Origin of the sequence: Pseudoflavonifractor sp. 524-17, assembly GCF_009935845.1 — a bacterium.
Classification (GTDB): domain Bacteria; phylum Bacillota; class Clostridia; order Oscillospirales; family Oscillospiraceae; genus Pseudoflavonifractor_A.
The window spans coordinates 30,657-44,886 of sequence record NZ_QWEK01000033.1 but is presented as its reverse complement, the minus strand read 5'-3'; the positions used below and the strand labels follow the sequence as shown (position 1 = coordinate 44,886).

At 55.8% G+C, this 14,230-nt stretch carries 18 protein-coding genes; 9 read left to right on the top strand and 9 right to left on the bottom strand.

From position 1 onward, the window contains the following. The first annotated feature begins 72 nt into the window (after positions 1 to 72). Positions 73 to 342, top strand: coding sequence for a hypothetical protein (locus D1159_RS12590; protein WP_161846012.1), 270 nt, complete (start codon positions 73 to 75; stop codon positions 340 to 342). On the opposite strand, the gene D1159_RS12585 is transcribed toward D1159_RS12590, so the two are convergent. Then, entirely contained in the window at positions 319 to 957 is a 639-nt protein-coding gene (locus tag D1159_RS12585) for a hypothetical protein (RefSeq protein WP_161846011.1), read from the bottom strand. The two genes, D1159_RS12590 and D1159_RS12585, sit on opposite strands and share 24 nt — an antisense overlap. A 67-nt stretch (positions 958 to 1,024) precedes the next feature. Between D1159_RS12585 and D1159_RS12580 the strand changes: the two genes are divergently transcribed. From D1159_RS12580 to D1159_RS12560, 6 genes are all read left to right on the top strand, one after another. Continuing rightward, complete coding sequence (locus tag D1159_RS12580; protein ID WP_161846010.1) at positions 1,025 to 1,159, top strand: XkdX family protein; 135 nt, start codon at positions 1,025 to 1,027, stop codon at positions 1,157 to 1,159. A gap of 20 nt (positions 1,160 to 1,179) precedes the next feature. Continuing rightward, positions 1,180 to 1,644: a hypothetical protein gene (locus tag D1159_RS12575; protein WP_161846009.1), complete on the top strand. Its 465-nt coding sequence runs from the start codon at positions 1,180 to 1,182 to the stop codon at positions 1,642 to 1,644. Positions 1,645 to 1,657: 13 nt separating this feature from the next. Further along, positions 1,658 to 1,954: a hypothetical protein gene (locus tag D1159_RS12570; protein ID WP_161846008.1), complete on the top strand. Its 297-nt coding sequence runs from the start codon at positions 1,658 to 1,660 to the stop codon at positions 1,952 to 1,954. 18 nt (positions 1,955 to 1,972) lie between these two features. Next, entirely contained in the window at positions 1,973 to 2,278 is a 306-nt protein-coding gene (locus tag D1159_RS12565; protein ID WP_161846007.1) for a hypothetical protein, read from the top strand. A 114-nt stretch (positions 2,279 to 2,392) separates the two neighbouring features. Then, positions 2,393 to 2,527 (top strand): hypothetical protein, encoded by a 135-nt coding sequence (locus D1159_RS20065; protein ID WP_279280062.1) that lies wholly within the window; start codon positions 2,393 to 2,395, stop codon positions 2,525 to 2,527. Between the two features lie 108 nt (positions 2,528 to 2,635). Then, positions 2,636 to 4,144, top strand: coding sequence for a recombinase family protein (locus D1159_RS12560; RefSeq protein ID WP_161846006.1), 1,509 nt, complete (start codon positions 2,636 to 2,638; stop codon positions 4,142 to 4,144). An 8-nt stretch (positions 4,145 to 4,152) separates the two neighbouring features. On the opposite strand, the gene D1159_RS12555 is transcribed toward D1159_RS12560, so the two are convergent. From D1159_RS12555 to D1159_RS12545, 3 genes are all read right to left on the bottom strand, one after another. Continuing rightward, the gene (locus D1159_RS12555; RefSeq protein WP_243152269.1) at positions 4,153 to 4,626 is read right to left on the bottom strand and encodes a hypothetical protein; all 474 of its coding nucleotides are present in this window, start codon (positions 4,624 to 4,626) and stop codon (positions 4,153 to 4,155) included. 177 nt (positions 4,627 to 4,803) lie between these two features. Beyond that, entirely contained in the window at positions 4,804 to 5,010 is a 207-nt protein-coding gene (locus tag D1159_RS12550) for a hypothetical protein (protein WP_161846005.1), read from the bottom strand. Positions 5,011 to 5,086: 76 nt separating this feature from the next. Continuing rightward, on the bottom strand, positions 5,087 to 5,770 hold the full coding sequence (locus D1159_RS12545) for a VTT domain-containing protein (protein ID WP_161846004.1): 684 nt from the start codon (positions 5,768 to 5,770) through the stop codon (positions 5,087 to 5,089). A gap of 677 nt (positions 5,771 to 6,447) precedes the next feature. Here D1159_RS12545 and D1159_RS12540 point away from each other — a divergent pair. Continuing rightward, positions 6,448 to 7,641 carry a M20 family metallopeptidase gene (locus tag D1159_RS12540; RefSeq protein WP_161846003.1) on the top strand — a complete coding sequence of 398 codons (1,194 nt, stop codon included), beginning with the start codon at positions 6,448 to 6,450 and terminating at the stop codon, positions 7,639 to 7,641. Between the two features lie 62 nt (positions 7,642 to 7,703). Here the strand turns inward: D1159_RS12540 and D1159_RS12535 are convergent, their stop codons facing one another. Continuing rightward, positions 7,704 to 9,743 carry a serine hydrolase domain-containing protein gene (locus D1159_RS12535; protein ID WP_161846002.1) on the bottom strand — a complete coding sequence of 680 codons (2,040 nt, stop codon included), beginning with the start codon at positions 9,741 to 9,743 and terminating at the stop codon, positions 7,704 to 7,706. Between the two features lie 193 nt (positions 9,744 to 9,936). Between D1159_RS12535 and D1159_RS12530 the strand changes: the two genes are divergently transcribed. Further along, positions 9,937 to 10,224: a helix-turn-helix transcriptional regulator gene (locus D1159_RS12530; RefSeq protein WP_161846001.1), complete on the top strand. Its 288-nt coding sequence runs from the start codon at positions 9,937 to 9,939 to the stop codon at positions 10,222 to 10,224. Between the two features lie 46 nt (positions 10,225 to 10,270). Here D1159_RS12530 and D1159_RS12525 read toward each other — a convergent pair whose 3' ends face one another. The 4 genes from D1159_RS12525 to D1159_RS12515 form a co-directional block, all read right to left on the bottom strand. After that, positions 10,271 to 11,524 (bottom strand): hemolysin family protein, encoded by a 1,254-nt coding sequence (locus tag D1159_RS12525; RefSeq protein WP_161846000.1) that lies wholly within the window; start codon positions 11,522 to 11,524, stop codon positions 10,271 to 10,273. 595 nt (positions 11,525 to 12,119) lie between these two features. Then, positions 12,120 to 12,251: a hypothetical protein gene (locus tag D1159_RS20060; RefSeq protein ID WP_279280060.1), complete on the bottom strand. Its 132-nt coding sequence runs from the start codon at positions 12,249 to 12,251 to the stop codon at positions 12,120 to 12,122. A 128-nt stretch (positions 12,252 to 12,379) separates the two neighbouring features. Beyond that, a complete protein-coding gene (locus D1159_RS12520) occupies positions 12,380 to 13,531 on the bottom strand; it encodes a hypothetical protein (protein WP_161845999.1) in 1,152 nt (383 codons plus the stop codon). Beyond that, positions 13,528 to 14,160 (bottom strand): redox-sensing transcriptional repressor Rex, encoded by a 633-nt coding sequence (locus D1159_RS12515; protein ID WP_161846015.1) that lies wholly within the window; start codon positions 14,158 to 14,160, stop codon positions 13,528 to 13,530. Before D1159_RS12515 ends, D1159_RS12520 begins: the two co-directional genes overlap by 4 nt. Positions 14,161 to 14,230: the final 70 nt, after the last annotated feature.

Sequence of the window (14,230 nt, the reverse complement as noted above, 5' to 3'; positions counted from 1 at the left end):
GCCCCCGCCCAGTGAGACGGAGCGGCTGAGGGCGGATATTGACTTCCTGGCGGCCATGCAGGGGGTGAGTTTGTGAGTGGGCAGAGAGTTTTGGAGATAAAAGAAAGGCTCCAAGCAACTACGCCTGGAGCCTGGAAAGTATGGCAAGCTAATGATGAATATTTCGGGGATGATAGTCCTGTTGTTGTGACTGAAAACGGGCAGTACATTGCGCAGACTAGCTATGATAATCTGAGTCATACCGTTCGGGAAACTATGGCCGCTGATGCGAGGTTTATTGCGTACGCAAAGGAGGATATTTCCTACCTGCTAGAGCGGTTAGAAATATTTCTCAGAGAATAATGGCTGCTTGATTCTATAAAGAGACTGCAAAACTTCGAATGTCATTTGTCGCATAGATGCATAGACTGGGTCGTTTTCCATTCCCTTATCTGTGCCATCTTCCGATCGGATGACCCAGCCGGTTAAGCTGTTCGTTTTGAGTCCTGAATAATTATCTGAAAGTTCCGCATCAACATGCGCACCGCCATCCATATTCGCTAAAAGCTGAATAAGGTCTTTCCGGCGATATAGTTTTCTATACGTATCACAAAATACAACCTCATAACCCCATTCTCGACAAGATATGAGTTTGCAGTGGTTGTTATTTTCAAATAGTGGATTATATCGTCCACCACTGGGACCAATAGTCATTGATAACAGGCATTGTTGCGATAATAAATTTGCTGAGTCATATTTTTGGGCTGTACTTATAAACTTCATTTTCTTTTTAAGTTGCATCTGCCCCAGCAAAGATGAAGAATCTTTTGTGTCATATAAAAGAACTCGCAGAGAAACAGCCATACGCTTTGCTTCGATTTCTGTTCCAAGGTCATAAGACTTAGCAGACGACTGTAGGAAGCAAATTTGATCTCGTAGATGCTCCCGGTAATCTTTTTCTCCAAGCTTTTTGGCCAATATAATCACCTCTTGATCCAATGATACAACATATCACCAACAATGTAAAGAGAAAGGATGTGATTCCATGAAGATATTTGAGATGGCGGCAGCTTACTATCCCCGTCTATGGGACAAGTCCCGTCTGGAGGCTCTAGTGGCCGCTGGGCGGCTGACGGAGGAAGAAGCGGAGAAGTTAATCAGAACACCAGACAGCAAGTAATGTGACAGGAGGAGTGAATCTTGAACATCCAAGAGCTTTTAGCTGGCGGGGGTGGTCTGCTTCTGGTTCTTATGACGCTGGTGCAGATCGCCCCTATTAAAATAACCCCCTGGTCGGCGTTTGCCAAGGCCGTTGGCAAAGCGGTCAACGCCGACATATCCCATAGATTGGGCGGTATTGAAGCGAAGTTGGATCATCATATCGATATGGATGATCGCCGCACCGCCGACAGCCGTCGAGTTCAAATCCTGCACTTTAATAACGAACTGCTTCGCCCCATTGATCATACGAAAGAGGAGTTTGTCGAGGTACTGGCTAAAATCGACGATTATGAGCGGTATTGTGAAGAGCACCCCGATTACCCCAATAACCGGGCGGTCCTTGCCATTGAGAACATCCGGGAGGTCTATAGGGAACGTCTGAAGAAGCGGGACTTCCTCCAGGAGAGCCGCGCAAAGGACGAAGCTGAAGCGGGGCAGGAGTAGGAAGGGGAGAAATATGTGGAATACTGAAACAGAAGAGAACACGGATATTTTTGCTGGAAAGAGAAAAGCGACTACTATGAAGGTCATCGTATGGGTCTGTCTGCTTAATGGCCTTGCCTGGGTGTGGTGCAGCTACATCTTGGCGTGGCTAGGCAGAGAGCAGATCGCCGAGAGCCTCTCACAGGTGGCGCTCACCGAAATTATTGGCGTAGTGTTGGTATATGCTGTCAAAGCCGCCGTGGAAAATCTCAGCAAGAACAATGTATGGCCGGATAAATGTGACTCAAATCCGCCCGATAGAGTTGCGTAGTATAAGGAGGAATCATGTATGGAAAGTATTCTGAACTGGTCCGCGGTTATCAACATCGTCGGTGTACTGGTAGTGTTGACCAATATCGTGGTCCAGGTGCTCAAGAAGTTGACATGGGATAGACTGCCGACAAACATTTTGGCGGTTATCGTCTCAATGACGCTCACACTGACGGTGTTCTTCGCCTATTGTCAGCTCAAAGCAATCACGGTGGCATGGTATATGGGCGCCGCAGCAGTCGTGCTGGGCTTTATGGTTTCATATGCGGCCATGTTTGGTTATGACAAGCTTATGGAGGCTATTGGAAAGGCAGGCAGTAAATAAAAACGGAAATCCCGCAGGTCTTCAAAATAGGCCTGCGGGGTTCTTTGCGTCTGTAGGATATTTGTAAGCAATCAAAACATATAGATAGGTTATAAACTGGGAGGTGTTCTTTACTTGAAAAAGACCACTGTGGTATACGTATTCGAAGACCCCAATACAGCAGAGGCTCTGCGTAAAGTGCTGCAAAAGATAGCTGCGGAGAAAGTTTTTGCGCTCGACATAGAAGGAAAAGTAGAAACGACAACCTAAATCCATGAATACCGAAGGTAAATATATTCAATCACTTTATCTTTGTTATTTTGTATGGTATACTATCGATGGATTATAGGTTGGTTGGAAGAAAGGAGCAACCAACAAATGAAGATAGCAGCTTATTGCCGCGTATCAACTGAAAAAGAAGAGCAAATGGACAGCTTGGGGCATCAGAAGGAATTTTTCGAGGAATATGCAGTCAGAAATGGCCATGAATTGGTCCGCCTGTATGCGGATGAAGGCATTTCTGGAACCAGCCTGAAAAAACGCGATGAGTTTGTTCGGCTTATGAGGGACGCTAAGCTTGGTCTGTTCGACATGGTCGTTGTCAAAGACGTTTCCCGTTTGGCAAGAAATACGGTCGATTTTCTGCAAAGTATCCGTGCCTTGAAAAGCCTTGGTGTAAACACGTTATTTCTGACCGCGAATATGGATAGTTTGGGTGAATCCGAATTTGTCCTTACTATGTTTGGCGCAATGGCGCAGGAAGAGAGCGCAAATCTTAGCAAACGTGTCAAGTTTGGAAAAAAGATCAATGCTCAGAAAGGGCGAGTGCCGCAGCGGATTTTTGGCTACGATCGCATTGATAATTTTACCCTTGCGATTAACCATAAAGAGGCCAAGGTAGTTCGAGAAATCTTCCGCCTGTATACAGAAAAGGGATTGGGTTGCCGTACCATCAGCATGACGCTGAACAACCTGGGTTACAGGACAAAGTTTGACTGCGAGTGGAATCCAAGAGGCGTCCGGCGCGTCCTTATGAATCCTATTTATAGCGGTCATTACGTTAATAATAAGTATGAGATTAAGGACTATCTGACAGGCAAACAGGTACGTATCCCAGAAGAGCAGCACTTCCATCACGAGAGACCGGAGTGGGAGATTGTTTCTCCGGAAATGTTTGCGGAAGCACAGCGGCAGTTAAGTGAAAGACGGACGCAGTATGATTGCGGCGCACCGTTTGTAGGCGCAAGATACAGCAGCAAGCATTTGTTTAGTACGCTGATCAAGTGTGAGCATTGCGGGCGGTCTTTCTGCCGGAAGCACTATACCCATGTCAACACTCGCGTTTACTGGAAATGTGTAACCAACGATCAGTATACAGCTGAGCGGTGCGGCAACACGGTCAAATTGGAAGAGGACAGACTCCTTGAAGAGATTCGGAAGTATATTTCTTCTATCATTCAGGACAAGGATACTTTTATAAAAGAGGTTCTTGCTATTGTTGAAAATCGGCGTCCGGACAGGCAAGAGGAGGTTAACACAGCCGATATTGAGCGGAAACGGAAGCGCCTGCTTGCAAAAAAGGAACGGTATCAGGAGATGTACGCCAACGATGTGATGACGATGAGCGAGCTAAAGGAAAAGACTGCCAGTATCGCCGATGAATTGAAGGCATTGGACTACAGCCTGAAGCAGTATGAACAGGCACTTGCGGTTCGTCAGGGCAGCGAAACCTTTGTACAGGCTTATATGCAGGAGATAGAGCGGTTTTTGCAACTTGAAACAGTGACAAACCTCGACTTACGGAAAATTATTGACCATATTAGTGTCAATAGAGAGGGAACCGTACGAATTGTCCTGAAAAAGGTGGATGAAATAGCAACTCTCTAAAATTTTCCCTATTTGGTATATATTATCTCTACCACCGCGGTGGGGACATTGCTCTTCTGGATCTGGATATCTGCGCCCTCAGCGACTACCTGAGAGGAGAAGATCTTGGCGGTGCTCTCGCTGCCATAGAGGATAACCCGCTTGTCAAAGACGCACAGGCCAGAGATGGGCACTGGCCGCACCGCGCCTACAAAGGCATCGGCGGTGACCCGGTAGTAGTACCGGACGTCCACCGTATAGAACCCCCGGTTGAAGCCGATGGGCTCCACGTCAATGTACACATAGAGCAGCTCCGCCTTGCCGGCTTTGACGCTCAGCGCCCGGTCGATGGCGGCCTGAGAATCCTGAGTGGGATAGAAGCGCAGATCCTCAATGCAGTCTTTATCTTTACAGCTGTCAAAGATTTTTCTGGTGTCAATACAGACGGCCTCGCGGATACAGGCGGTATCCTGTACAGGGCCTGGCAGAATTTTTTCAGGCATTGCAGTACCTCCTAACAGAGTGTTGGAATTCCTTCCAAACCATTCTATGACCTGGCTGGCATTTGGTGCGGAGCGGAGGAACAGCGGCCTGAGTCAAACCGAATATGGGAGCGGGGGGACAGGATGGAAAACTCCCCCAGGGCCGCTGAAAGGGGCAGTCCTGGGGGAGGTCAAAAATCAAGCGCGGACCAGGCAGATGCAGATAGCGGAGATCTGGGGCGGGATGCTCCGAGTCATAGCGCCGCTGTACTGGATGCGGACCTGATTGCCGGGCTGAAAGCTGGCAGCCTGGGAAGTATTGACCACGACTTCCTGGTGGGTGGCGTGATCGCAGACCAGGAGGGCGTCAGAATAGACCTGACATACGGTGGCAAGCATCGTCAAAAGAATCACCTCCAAGAGATTGGAATCGAACTATCCTATGCACTGGGGGAGGCAGGGGGAACCGGCGGCAGAGCGCCTATTTCTGAAAGCGTTCCAGCAGGGCGTTTTCCCACTTGTCGCCGAATTTGAGGGCCACCCCAAAAATGGCTAGGCCGGCCAGACCGATGAGCACCATGCCCCACAGGGGGATGGAGATGGCGGAGCCGCCCAGGGCGCAGGCCACCAACAGTCCCCAGGGGCGGGTGAGGGTGACCAGGAGAAAAAAGCGGAAGGTGGGGATATCGGTCAGTCCTGCCAGAATGCAGATGAGATCGTCGGGAAAGAAGGGGAAGAGGAAGACCAAAGCGAGAAAGGTATCCCGCTTGCGGCGGATGACTTCCAGATACCGATCGGACAGCCGCTTGCTGACAAAGCGGTCGGCAAAAGAGCGCCCCAAAATCCGGGCCAGGGTGAAGACCAGTACCGAGCCGGAGATCACCGCGGCGGCAGTGAGAAAAAAGGAGACCCAAACGCCAAAAAGCACCCCGCCGGCCAGTGCAGTGAGATTGCTGGGGATGGGGGCCAGGATGACAGAGGCCAGCTGGACAAGAAAAAAGACCAGGTGGGAAAAGGGGGCAAAGCGCTCCATATAGGCGCGCATCCCGTCCAGAGAGGAGACCGCTTGAAAAAAGCCGGTTTTCCAGAGAAAGCAGAAGCCGCCCGCCAGCAGGGCCAGCGTCAGCAAAAGCGTACCGATCCAAAGATGACTATGGCGTTTCATGTAAGGTGCCGCCCCATTTCTCCAAAGATTTCCGTGATGTAAGTGTACCACGGTTTTGAGTGGGCCGCTATAGAGATTTCATTAAGTTTTTTTGAAGCCGGGCGTGCTTTTTCAGAAAGAAAAATAAAACGGCAAGGCGCAAGGCGCCTTGCCGTCAATTCTGCTGTCCTGGCGTAATCATGGGTTCCAGCCGCCCTCTCTATCATATCTGCGTAAAAACGAAAAAACCACACCAATAATTATGGTGTGGAACTTCTGTGTACCGGCCCGCTGATCTTATCGCTCGCTTCGAATTACCTGTTCGTCGCCGCCAAAGATGAGGTCATCTACATCGGTTCCACCGCTGTTCCATACAATCATAGCGAATACTCCTTTCTCTCTTGAACTTGCCCTTATTATACACCTGTTTGTGAAAAATAGCAAGGGAAAATGGAGGCCGAATCAGATATTTTTGTGGAATATTTTGTGCCTTCCGGTCAATCTCACCGTTTTTGGCAAGAGGTTGTCTCCGTATTCGCTCAGGACCGGCGCCTGGGGAAATCTGTCCCGGTCTTGGGAACGTCCAGAGAGGAAATTCGGGCGCTTTGCCACTTGAAAAGAGAGGGGACAGGGATTATATTAGCTTTGGTGGGACGGAGGCACGGCCTTGCCGTCCCGGCGGAGAAAGGATGTCTGTAATGATGAATGAAATAATACTGGAGGCGGCACAAGCCCTCTATCCCCAGCTGAAGGCGGTCAAGGACGATATTCACCGCCACCCGGAGCTGGCCTTTCAGGAGCACCGCACCACAAAGGTCATCAAGGATCAGCTTCTGGCCATGGGGCTGCACCTGATCGACACCGGTATGGAGACCGGGGCGGCGGCCTGGCTGGAGGGAGGCGCTCCAGGTCCCACCGTGGCTCTGCGGGCGGACATTGACGCCATTGAGCAGCAGGAGCCGGCGGACAACGGCGTGGTATCGGAAGAGGCTGGGGTGATGCACGGCTGCGGCCACGATTTTCATACTGTCTGCCTGCTGGGGGCGGCGCGGCTGCTGGCCCAGCGCCGGGGGGAGCTGCGGGGGAACGTGGCCTTCCTGTTCCAGCCGGCGGAGGAGATTACCCAGGGGGCCGCGGCCATGCTCAGCCGCGGTCTGTGGGATCGGCTGCCCCAGAAGCCCACCCAGCTCTTCGGCCTGCACACCCGGCCGGAGGTACCCAGAGGACAGGTGGCGGTAATCCCCGGCGCGGTAATGGCGGGGAAGTCCCACTTTTTTATCACCCTCACCGGGGTAACCGGCCACTGCGGTGCACCCCACAAGTGCGTGGATGTCATCGTGGCGGGTGCGGCCATTGTAAATGGGATACAGACCATTGTCAGCCGCAATACGGACCCCCAGGACCCGCTGGTGTGCGCGGTCTTCTCCATCAATGCCGGTACGCCGGAGAACTTCGTCCCCGAGACCCTCACCATGACCGGGGACATCCGGGCCCACTCTGATGAGGTGATTCAGAAGACACAAAACCGGCTGGAGGCGCTGGCCAAGGGGATCGCGGCCTCCTACCAGTGCGGGTGTGAGGTGCGCTTTGTTCCGGAAGTCCCCGTGACAGACAACCGGCCCGAGATGGTGCGTCTGGCCCGGCGGGCCGCCGCCGCCGTGGTGGGGGAGGAGAACATCGTCCAGCCCCGGGGGGATATGGGCTCCGAGGACTTCGCCGTCTTTGGCCGGGAGGTACCGGCCTTCTTCTACTGGCTGGGTACCGGCTTTCCTGGTCAGAGCAATCCCTGCTGGCACAACGAGCGCTTCAAGACAGACGACAGCGCCCTCCCCCTGGGCGCGGCCCTCCTGGCCCAATCCGTTTTGGAGACGATGGAAGAATTCGGAAAATAGCAGGCAGCCGCCCCCCAGAGTTCTGATGCTCTGGGGGGCGGAATTTTTGACGTGAGCTTTCGTTAATTCAGGGAAAATGTAGTGCCGGCATCACCGGCGAAGACCAGCCAGCCGTTCTCCGGGAGGGTGACAGAGGCGTCGCCGTAGAGCACGGAGCTGGCGGTCAGATTCAGCTGGGCGTCATAGACGTAGAAGCCGCCCTGGCCCTGGATGGAGATGGTTTTGGTCTGGCCGCCGGCCTGGCCCACCTGACACCAGCGGGCATAGCCGTTTGGCTGAATGGACAGGGCCGCGCCGGGGCCGGTGTAGAGCACCGGAGCCGCGGCGGCGTCCATAAAGAGGTAGTCCCGAACGCTGAGATAGTCCACGCCGTTCTCTGTGTGGAAGGACAGGTCGCCGCCGGAGCGGGAGCCGGTGCCGGGGAGGGTGAGATACTGGGAGGCGGTGTTGGCGTCGTCAATGCGGCAGAAAGCGGCATAGCCGGAGGCCTCCGGCAGCAGGCCCACCGCAGTGACGAACTGTCCCACAGCATAGATCTGAGAGGTGTATTTCTCATTCAGCAGGAGGTAGAGGCTCTCTCCCCGGGCGGTCCAGGCCTGGGCAGCGGCGGAACCGGGATCGTTGGGCTCCAGCCGCTCCAGTCCGTAGTTGGCAGTGCCGAATGTAGGCAGGCCGGGGAGCTGGGAGTAGGCCAACTGGTAGAGATAGGTGCGGCCGTTGGACGCGGTGTCAAATTTGACAAGCATGGTTTGCTCGCTGTCCCGGAAGCTGCCGTCGCTGTAGTAGGCCAGCTCCTGGGCGCCGCCCCCCAGAGCGGCGGCGGCAGTGATGGTAATCCCCGTCTCCTGGACGGTGACAGTGAGGACGTTGCCCGGGGCGGCATAGGTGCCGGCAATGGAGGACAGCTCTGCTGGCATGGCGGCGGGCTGGGCCTCCGGCAGGGAGGCGGGAGCCTGGACAGAGACGCCCCGGGCCGCCAGGGCGTCCAGCAGGATCTGGATGCCGGCCAGCTCGTTATAGGTGCTCACTCCGCCGGAGGACACCACTGCCACCGCCAGATCGTACTGGGGCAGCACCACCAGGCCGGTGTGATAGTAGAGGGTATCGCCCCCCTTGACCAGAGCCTGGATGCCGCTGTGGTGGAAGGGGTACTGGTGGACATTGTCCCAGCCCAGGCCGTAGCCCAGCATATCGTCCTCGCTGTCCGGAGCCCACAGGCCTCGGACAGCCTCGTCGTTGGCCATGGCGTCCAGAGAGGACTGGGTGAGCAGGTCTTCCCCGCACAGGGCGCCGCCGAAGCGGGCCAGATCGGAGGCAGTGGCGTAGATGCCGCCGGTACCGACGATATTCAAAGTATCCGTAGGCAGAGCCCGAGTGTCGTCTCCCTGGTAGATGCGGGCCAGACGGTCCCGGTCAAAATCGCCGGCGGGGGTGTAGGTATCCGCCAGACCCAGGGGGCCGGTAATATTCTGGGCTAGGTAGTCGGAGAAGTCCAGGCCGGACACCCGCTCCACCACCAGCTCCGCCAGGGTAAAGCCGTCGTTGCAGTACACGCTGTAGGCGCCGGGGTCCGCCTTCAGCCGCTGGGTGGACAGCCGGGCCAGGAGCTCGTCTGTGGCTGCGCCGTCGTAGTCGTCAAAGAGGAAGGCGGACCGGGTAGAGTCCCCCATCAGGCCGGAGGAGTGGTTTAAAAGCATCCGCACTGTGATATTCTGATAGCGGGGGTCCGCCATGGTGAAGTCGGGGAGATAGGCGGTGACGGGCCGGTCCAGATCAACCTTGCCCTGTTCCACCAGCTGCATCACGGCGGCGGTGGTATAGATCTTGCTCACCGAGCCCACGCCGTACAGGTCGCTGTCGGTGAGGGCGCGGTTTTCCGTCCGGGAGAAGGTGCCGGCGTGGCCGGTGAGGGTGATCTCCCCCTCCTCCCACAGCGCGTACTGGATGCTGACGGCCCCGCCGTATTGGGCGGCGGCCTCAATGGCGGCCTGGGCGGACTGCTGCCGGTCGGAGGGGCGCTCCTGGGCGGCGGCGGGACAGGCCAGGGCTGTAGTGACGGCCACAGTCAGGGCCAGGGCAGCGAAACGGGTTGTGTGTTTCATAGCGACTTCCTTTCTGCATAGGGATTCTCTTCCTGGAGGTGAACCGCATTTTCTCCATAGTGATAGCGATCGAAGCGGCACAGCCTGATTATACTACAGTTTTATTTCTATAGCAATAGAATAAAGCTCTATAGATGTAATTATTTGCCCATAATTCTGCTATAGTGATAAAAATAGCGGGGAGGGAAAGTAGATGGATGTGGGCGGGCGTCTGGTGGCCCTGCGGGAGGAGAAGGGCTATACAACCAACCGGCTGGCGAATCTGGCGGGGGTCTCGCAGAGCTTTCTGCGGGAGATTGAGCACCGGCGCAAGCGGCCTACCGTAGACACCCTGGCCCTGCTGTGCGACGCGCTGGACATCTCCCTCCGGGATTTTTTCGACGAGGGCGGGGGAGAAGCAGAGGAGGAGCTGCTGCGCCTCATCCGGCGCATGACACCCCAGCAGCGGGAAAGCCTGCTGGCCTTCCTGCGTACGTTATAAACAAAACCGCCCTTTGGACGCCGGAAAAGAGGCTTTCCGGCGTCCTTTATTTTTGCTCCTCCTCCGGCGCCAGGACCACCACCCGGATCTCCATTACCCGGCGGTGATCCACCTTGGTGACGGTGACATCCAGACCCTCCGCCTGGAAGCGGTCGCCCTCCTCGGGAACCCGGCCCACCTGTTCCATCACCCAGCCGGACACGGTGTTGGCGCTGCACTCCCCCCGGATGGAGAACAGGTCGAAGAGATCCGGCAGGTCGGCATTGCAGGAGATAAGATAGCTGCCGTCGGGCTGTTTTTTGAATTCCTCAATGACCTCGTCATGTTCGTCCCAGATCTCGCCCACCAGCTCTTCCACGATGTCCTCCAATGTGACTAGGCCTTCGGTGCCGCCGTACTCGTCCACGACGATGACCATGTGGGCCTTGGCCTTTTGGAGAATGCGCAGGAGGTTGGAAATCTTGGTGTTGCCGGTGGTGTAGAGTACGGTGCTGGTAAAGGCGGACACATCGTTCTGTCCGTGATAGCGGGCGGCGTGGAAATCCTTTTCGTGGATGACGCCGGTAATATCGTCGATGTCCTCATGGTAGACGGGAAGGCGGGAGTAGCCGCTCTCAGCGAAGGCGGCGGCAATCTCGTCCAAAGAGGCGGTGTCCTCCACCGCGACGATGTCCACCCGGGGGGTGAGGATCTCCTGAACCTCCAGGTCGTCGAACTCAATGGCCGCCCGGATGAGCTGGCTCTTGTTCTCGTCCAGCCCGCCCTCGGTCTCCGCCTGGTCCACCATGGTGACCAGCTCCTCCTCCGTAATGCCGGCGTTATCCTTACTGTGGAAGATCAGAGAGAGCAGCTTCTTCCACTGGGTAAAGAGGAAGTTAGCCGGGGTGAGCACCGCCAGAAAGAGGCGCAGCAGGGGGGTGGCCAGCATGGCGAAGGTCTCGGGGGACTCCTTGGCTAGGCTCTTGGGGGAGACCTCACCAAAGATAAGGATGACCACGGTGAGCACCGTGGCGGACACCGCCGGTCCCCGGGCCTCACCGATAAGCTTGATAAACAAAACCGCGCTGATAGTCGTGGCCACGTTGTTGACGATGTTGTTTCCAATGAGGATGGTGGAGAGTAGCTTGTCATAGTCTTCCGCCAGGGCGAGGGTTCTGGCGGCCCTGCGGTCGCCGTTTTCCGCCCGGTTTTTCAGACGGATGCGGTTGAGGGATGTAAATGCGGTCTCTGTGGCGGAGAAATAAGCCGACATGGCCACAAGGAAGAGAAGGGCGGCAATCATCATACTGGCACTGTCCATAAGGGAAACAATCAACTCCATTTTTCATAATGATCGGTATTGGCGGGACTGCCGTCTGGAAGTTCCTGGGAGAATCGGGTTACGCAGCAAAGGACAGCCCTATCGCCCCAAAACGGGATAAGGCTGTCCTTTTGTTCCAAAAACAAATTGCAAAGGAGGTTCGTCCACGTGGGTTCACCCACTCCTTCTGACAAAGTTTACCTGTTCTCACAGTATAGAACAGTATACCACACCTGCCGCCAGATTGCAAGGGTGAATCAGGAGGGTGACAGGCCCGGCAGGCGTGTTGCCCCTTGTCAACCGAAGGCAGCATTCCCCAAATAAAATATGCGTCTGAAAAGGCCTGTCCCCCGGCAGTTCTCTGCCGGGGGACAACACAAATTAATAAAGAGAGGGAAGAGAGAGGAGGAGTATTGATCTTCTGTTTCCTGACAGCTATAAGGATAACAGATTTCTCTTCTTCAAAAATGGACAGATTGGGAACAGTGTGTGAACTTTCTGTAAATGAGTGTCCCGCCCAGAATAGCCCGCCCCGCTATAAAAACACGGCGGAGCTTGGCTCCGCCGTGTTTTGCCGGTTTCCGGCTATGGTAAGTCAGCAGCCGCCGCAGCTGTTGTTGCAGCCACAGTTATTGTTGTTGCAGCCGCCAAAGCCGCCGCAGCCAAAGAGCACAATAATGATGATGATCAGCCACAGACCGCCGCCCCAATTTCCATTGCAACCCATAATGAGTACCTCCTAAGACGATTTCTCGGCCGTTCCAGACAGGTCTTCCCCCTCTGTCCGGCCACAGTCCATACTATGCCGGCGGCGGCGGTTGGTGCCTGGGCGTTGAGATACTCAAATTTTCATGGTTAAGCCACTCGCTGGACGGTGACCTGAGACCGGATAGCGGCGGCCTCCGCTCCGTCCAGGGCGCCAGAGGCACTCAGGGCCGACAGCAGACTCCCCCCCTGCTTCTGTTGGAGATCCAGTGCAAAGTAGGAGCAGTACGCCACATGGGCCCGCAGGAAAGTAGCGTCGGCAAAGAGGCTGTACTCTCCCGCCGTGATAAGATTCAGCTCCCGGGCCCGCGCCAGAACGTTCTGCCAGGTAAAGTCCGGGTTCTCCCCGCTGTCCCGGTAGCCCAGGGCCCGCATGACAAAGGTGAGGTACTCCCCCGCGCCGATGGGACGCAGGGGGGCAAAGGACTCCCTGCCCTGCATATCCTGCCCCACTCCGGCGGTATATCCCTTGCTGTAGGCGTAGGCAACATAGCAGCGGCACCAGTCCGGCACGTCCGCAAAGGGCATGGCGCCGGTATAGCTCCGGGCGGCGGACTCCTCCCCAATCAGGCGCAGGAACATGATAAGCCCTTCAATGCGGGTGGGGATATTCTCTAGGTCATAGCCCTCCCCGTAGCCGGTGTCTGTCCCCGCAAAGAGGCCCATCCGCTTCAGGGCGTAGGCCAGCTGGTTGTAGTCGGTGGTCTGGCTGGCGGCGAGAGTGCTGGGACCCTCGGTGGACAACACAGCTGTTTCAGAGGTAATCACCACCGACGCCGTGGTCTGCTCTGCCGCCAGATAGCGGTGGAACCGGGTCAGCGCCGTGCCTGAGGGCGCCGTGCTCCCCGCGGTCAGATCCACCACTGTGCCGCTGGGAAAGCGCACTGTTGCCCGCCCCGCCAGCAGTACAAAGGTGGAACCGGTATCCATTGACAGTGCGTCCCCCTGCTTATAGCGCTGGTCCGCCAGCCCCGCCGGGGCCGATCCGCCAAGCTCCGTCCCGCCCTGGGCGTTCAGATTCGCCTGGTGCATGGCGTTAAGCCCCTCCAGCACGCCGTCGTAAATTTCCTGCGTCCTGACGCGGATCCGATCCTCCGCCTGGGAGAGCACCCCCGGCTGATAAACCGTTTGATAGTAGTCCAGTGTAATCAGCGGGTCCGCGGCCGATCCACCCACAGCGTAGACCACACCGCAGCCAATCACCGCCAGCAGCACCAGCAGCAACACACCAAATTTTTTCATACGTCCTCCGAAATCATATAGCTTAATGTCTGCAAGCTGTCCGAAAAGTGGACATTCTCCACAAAAACATCCTCGTTTTTTGGATTCAGCTCAATATTCGTAAAATTCCAGATGCCCTTTACCCCGGCCTCCGCCAGACGGTCCGCCATGGCGCCGGCCACCGACTTGGGGACAGTCAGAATCCCAACGCTGGCTGGATGCTCTTTCAGATAGCCCTCTAATTGGTCGATGTGCAGAACAGGCACCCCCGCCACAGTCTGGTTTAACATCTCGGGGCGCACATCAAAGGCGGCCATAAGGTGGAATCCGCTCCATTCAAAGTCGAAATTTTCAATGAGCGCCCGCCCTAAAGTTCCCGCGCCCAGAAGCACCGCGGTATGTCCCGCCTGCATTCCCAGAATATTCCCAATCTCATGGAGCAGCTTGTTGATGTTATACCCGTAGCCCTGCTGCCCGAACTCTCCAAAGCAGGACAGGTCCTGCCGGATCTGGGAGGCTGTCAGTCCCATGGACTTTCCCAAGGCGCTGGAGGAGATGCGTACCACACCCGCCTGATTCAGCTCCGTCAGGTGGCGAAAATACCGGGGCAGGCGGCGGATCACCGCCTCGGATACGTTCTGCTTTTTCATCCGGATCACGCTCGCTTTTCCAAATTTTATACAGCGCACCGGGGATCGTTTTCCCTGACCCTGGCCTGAC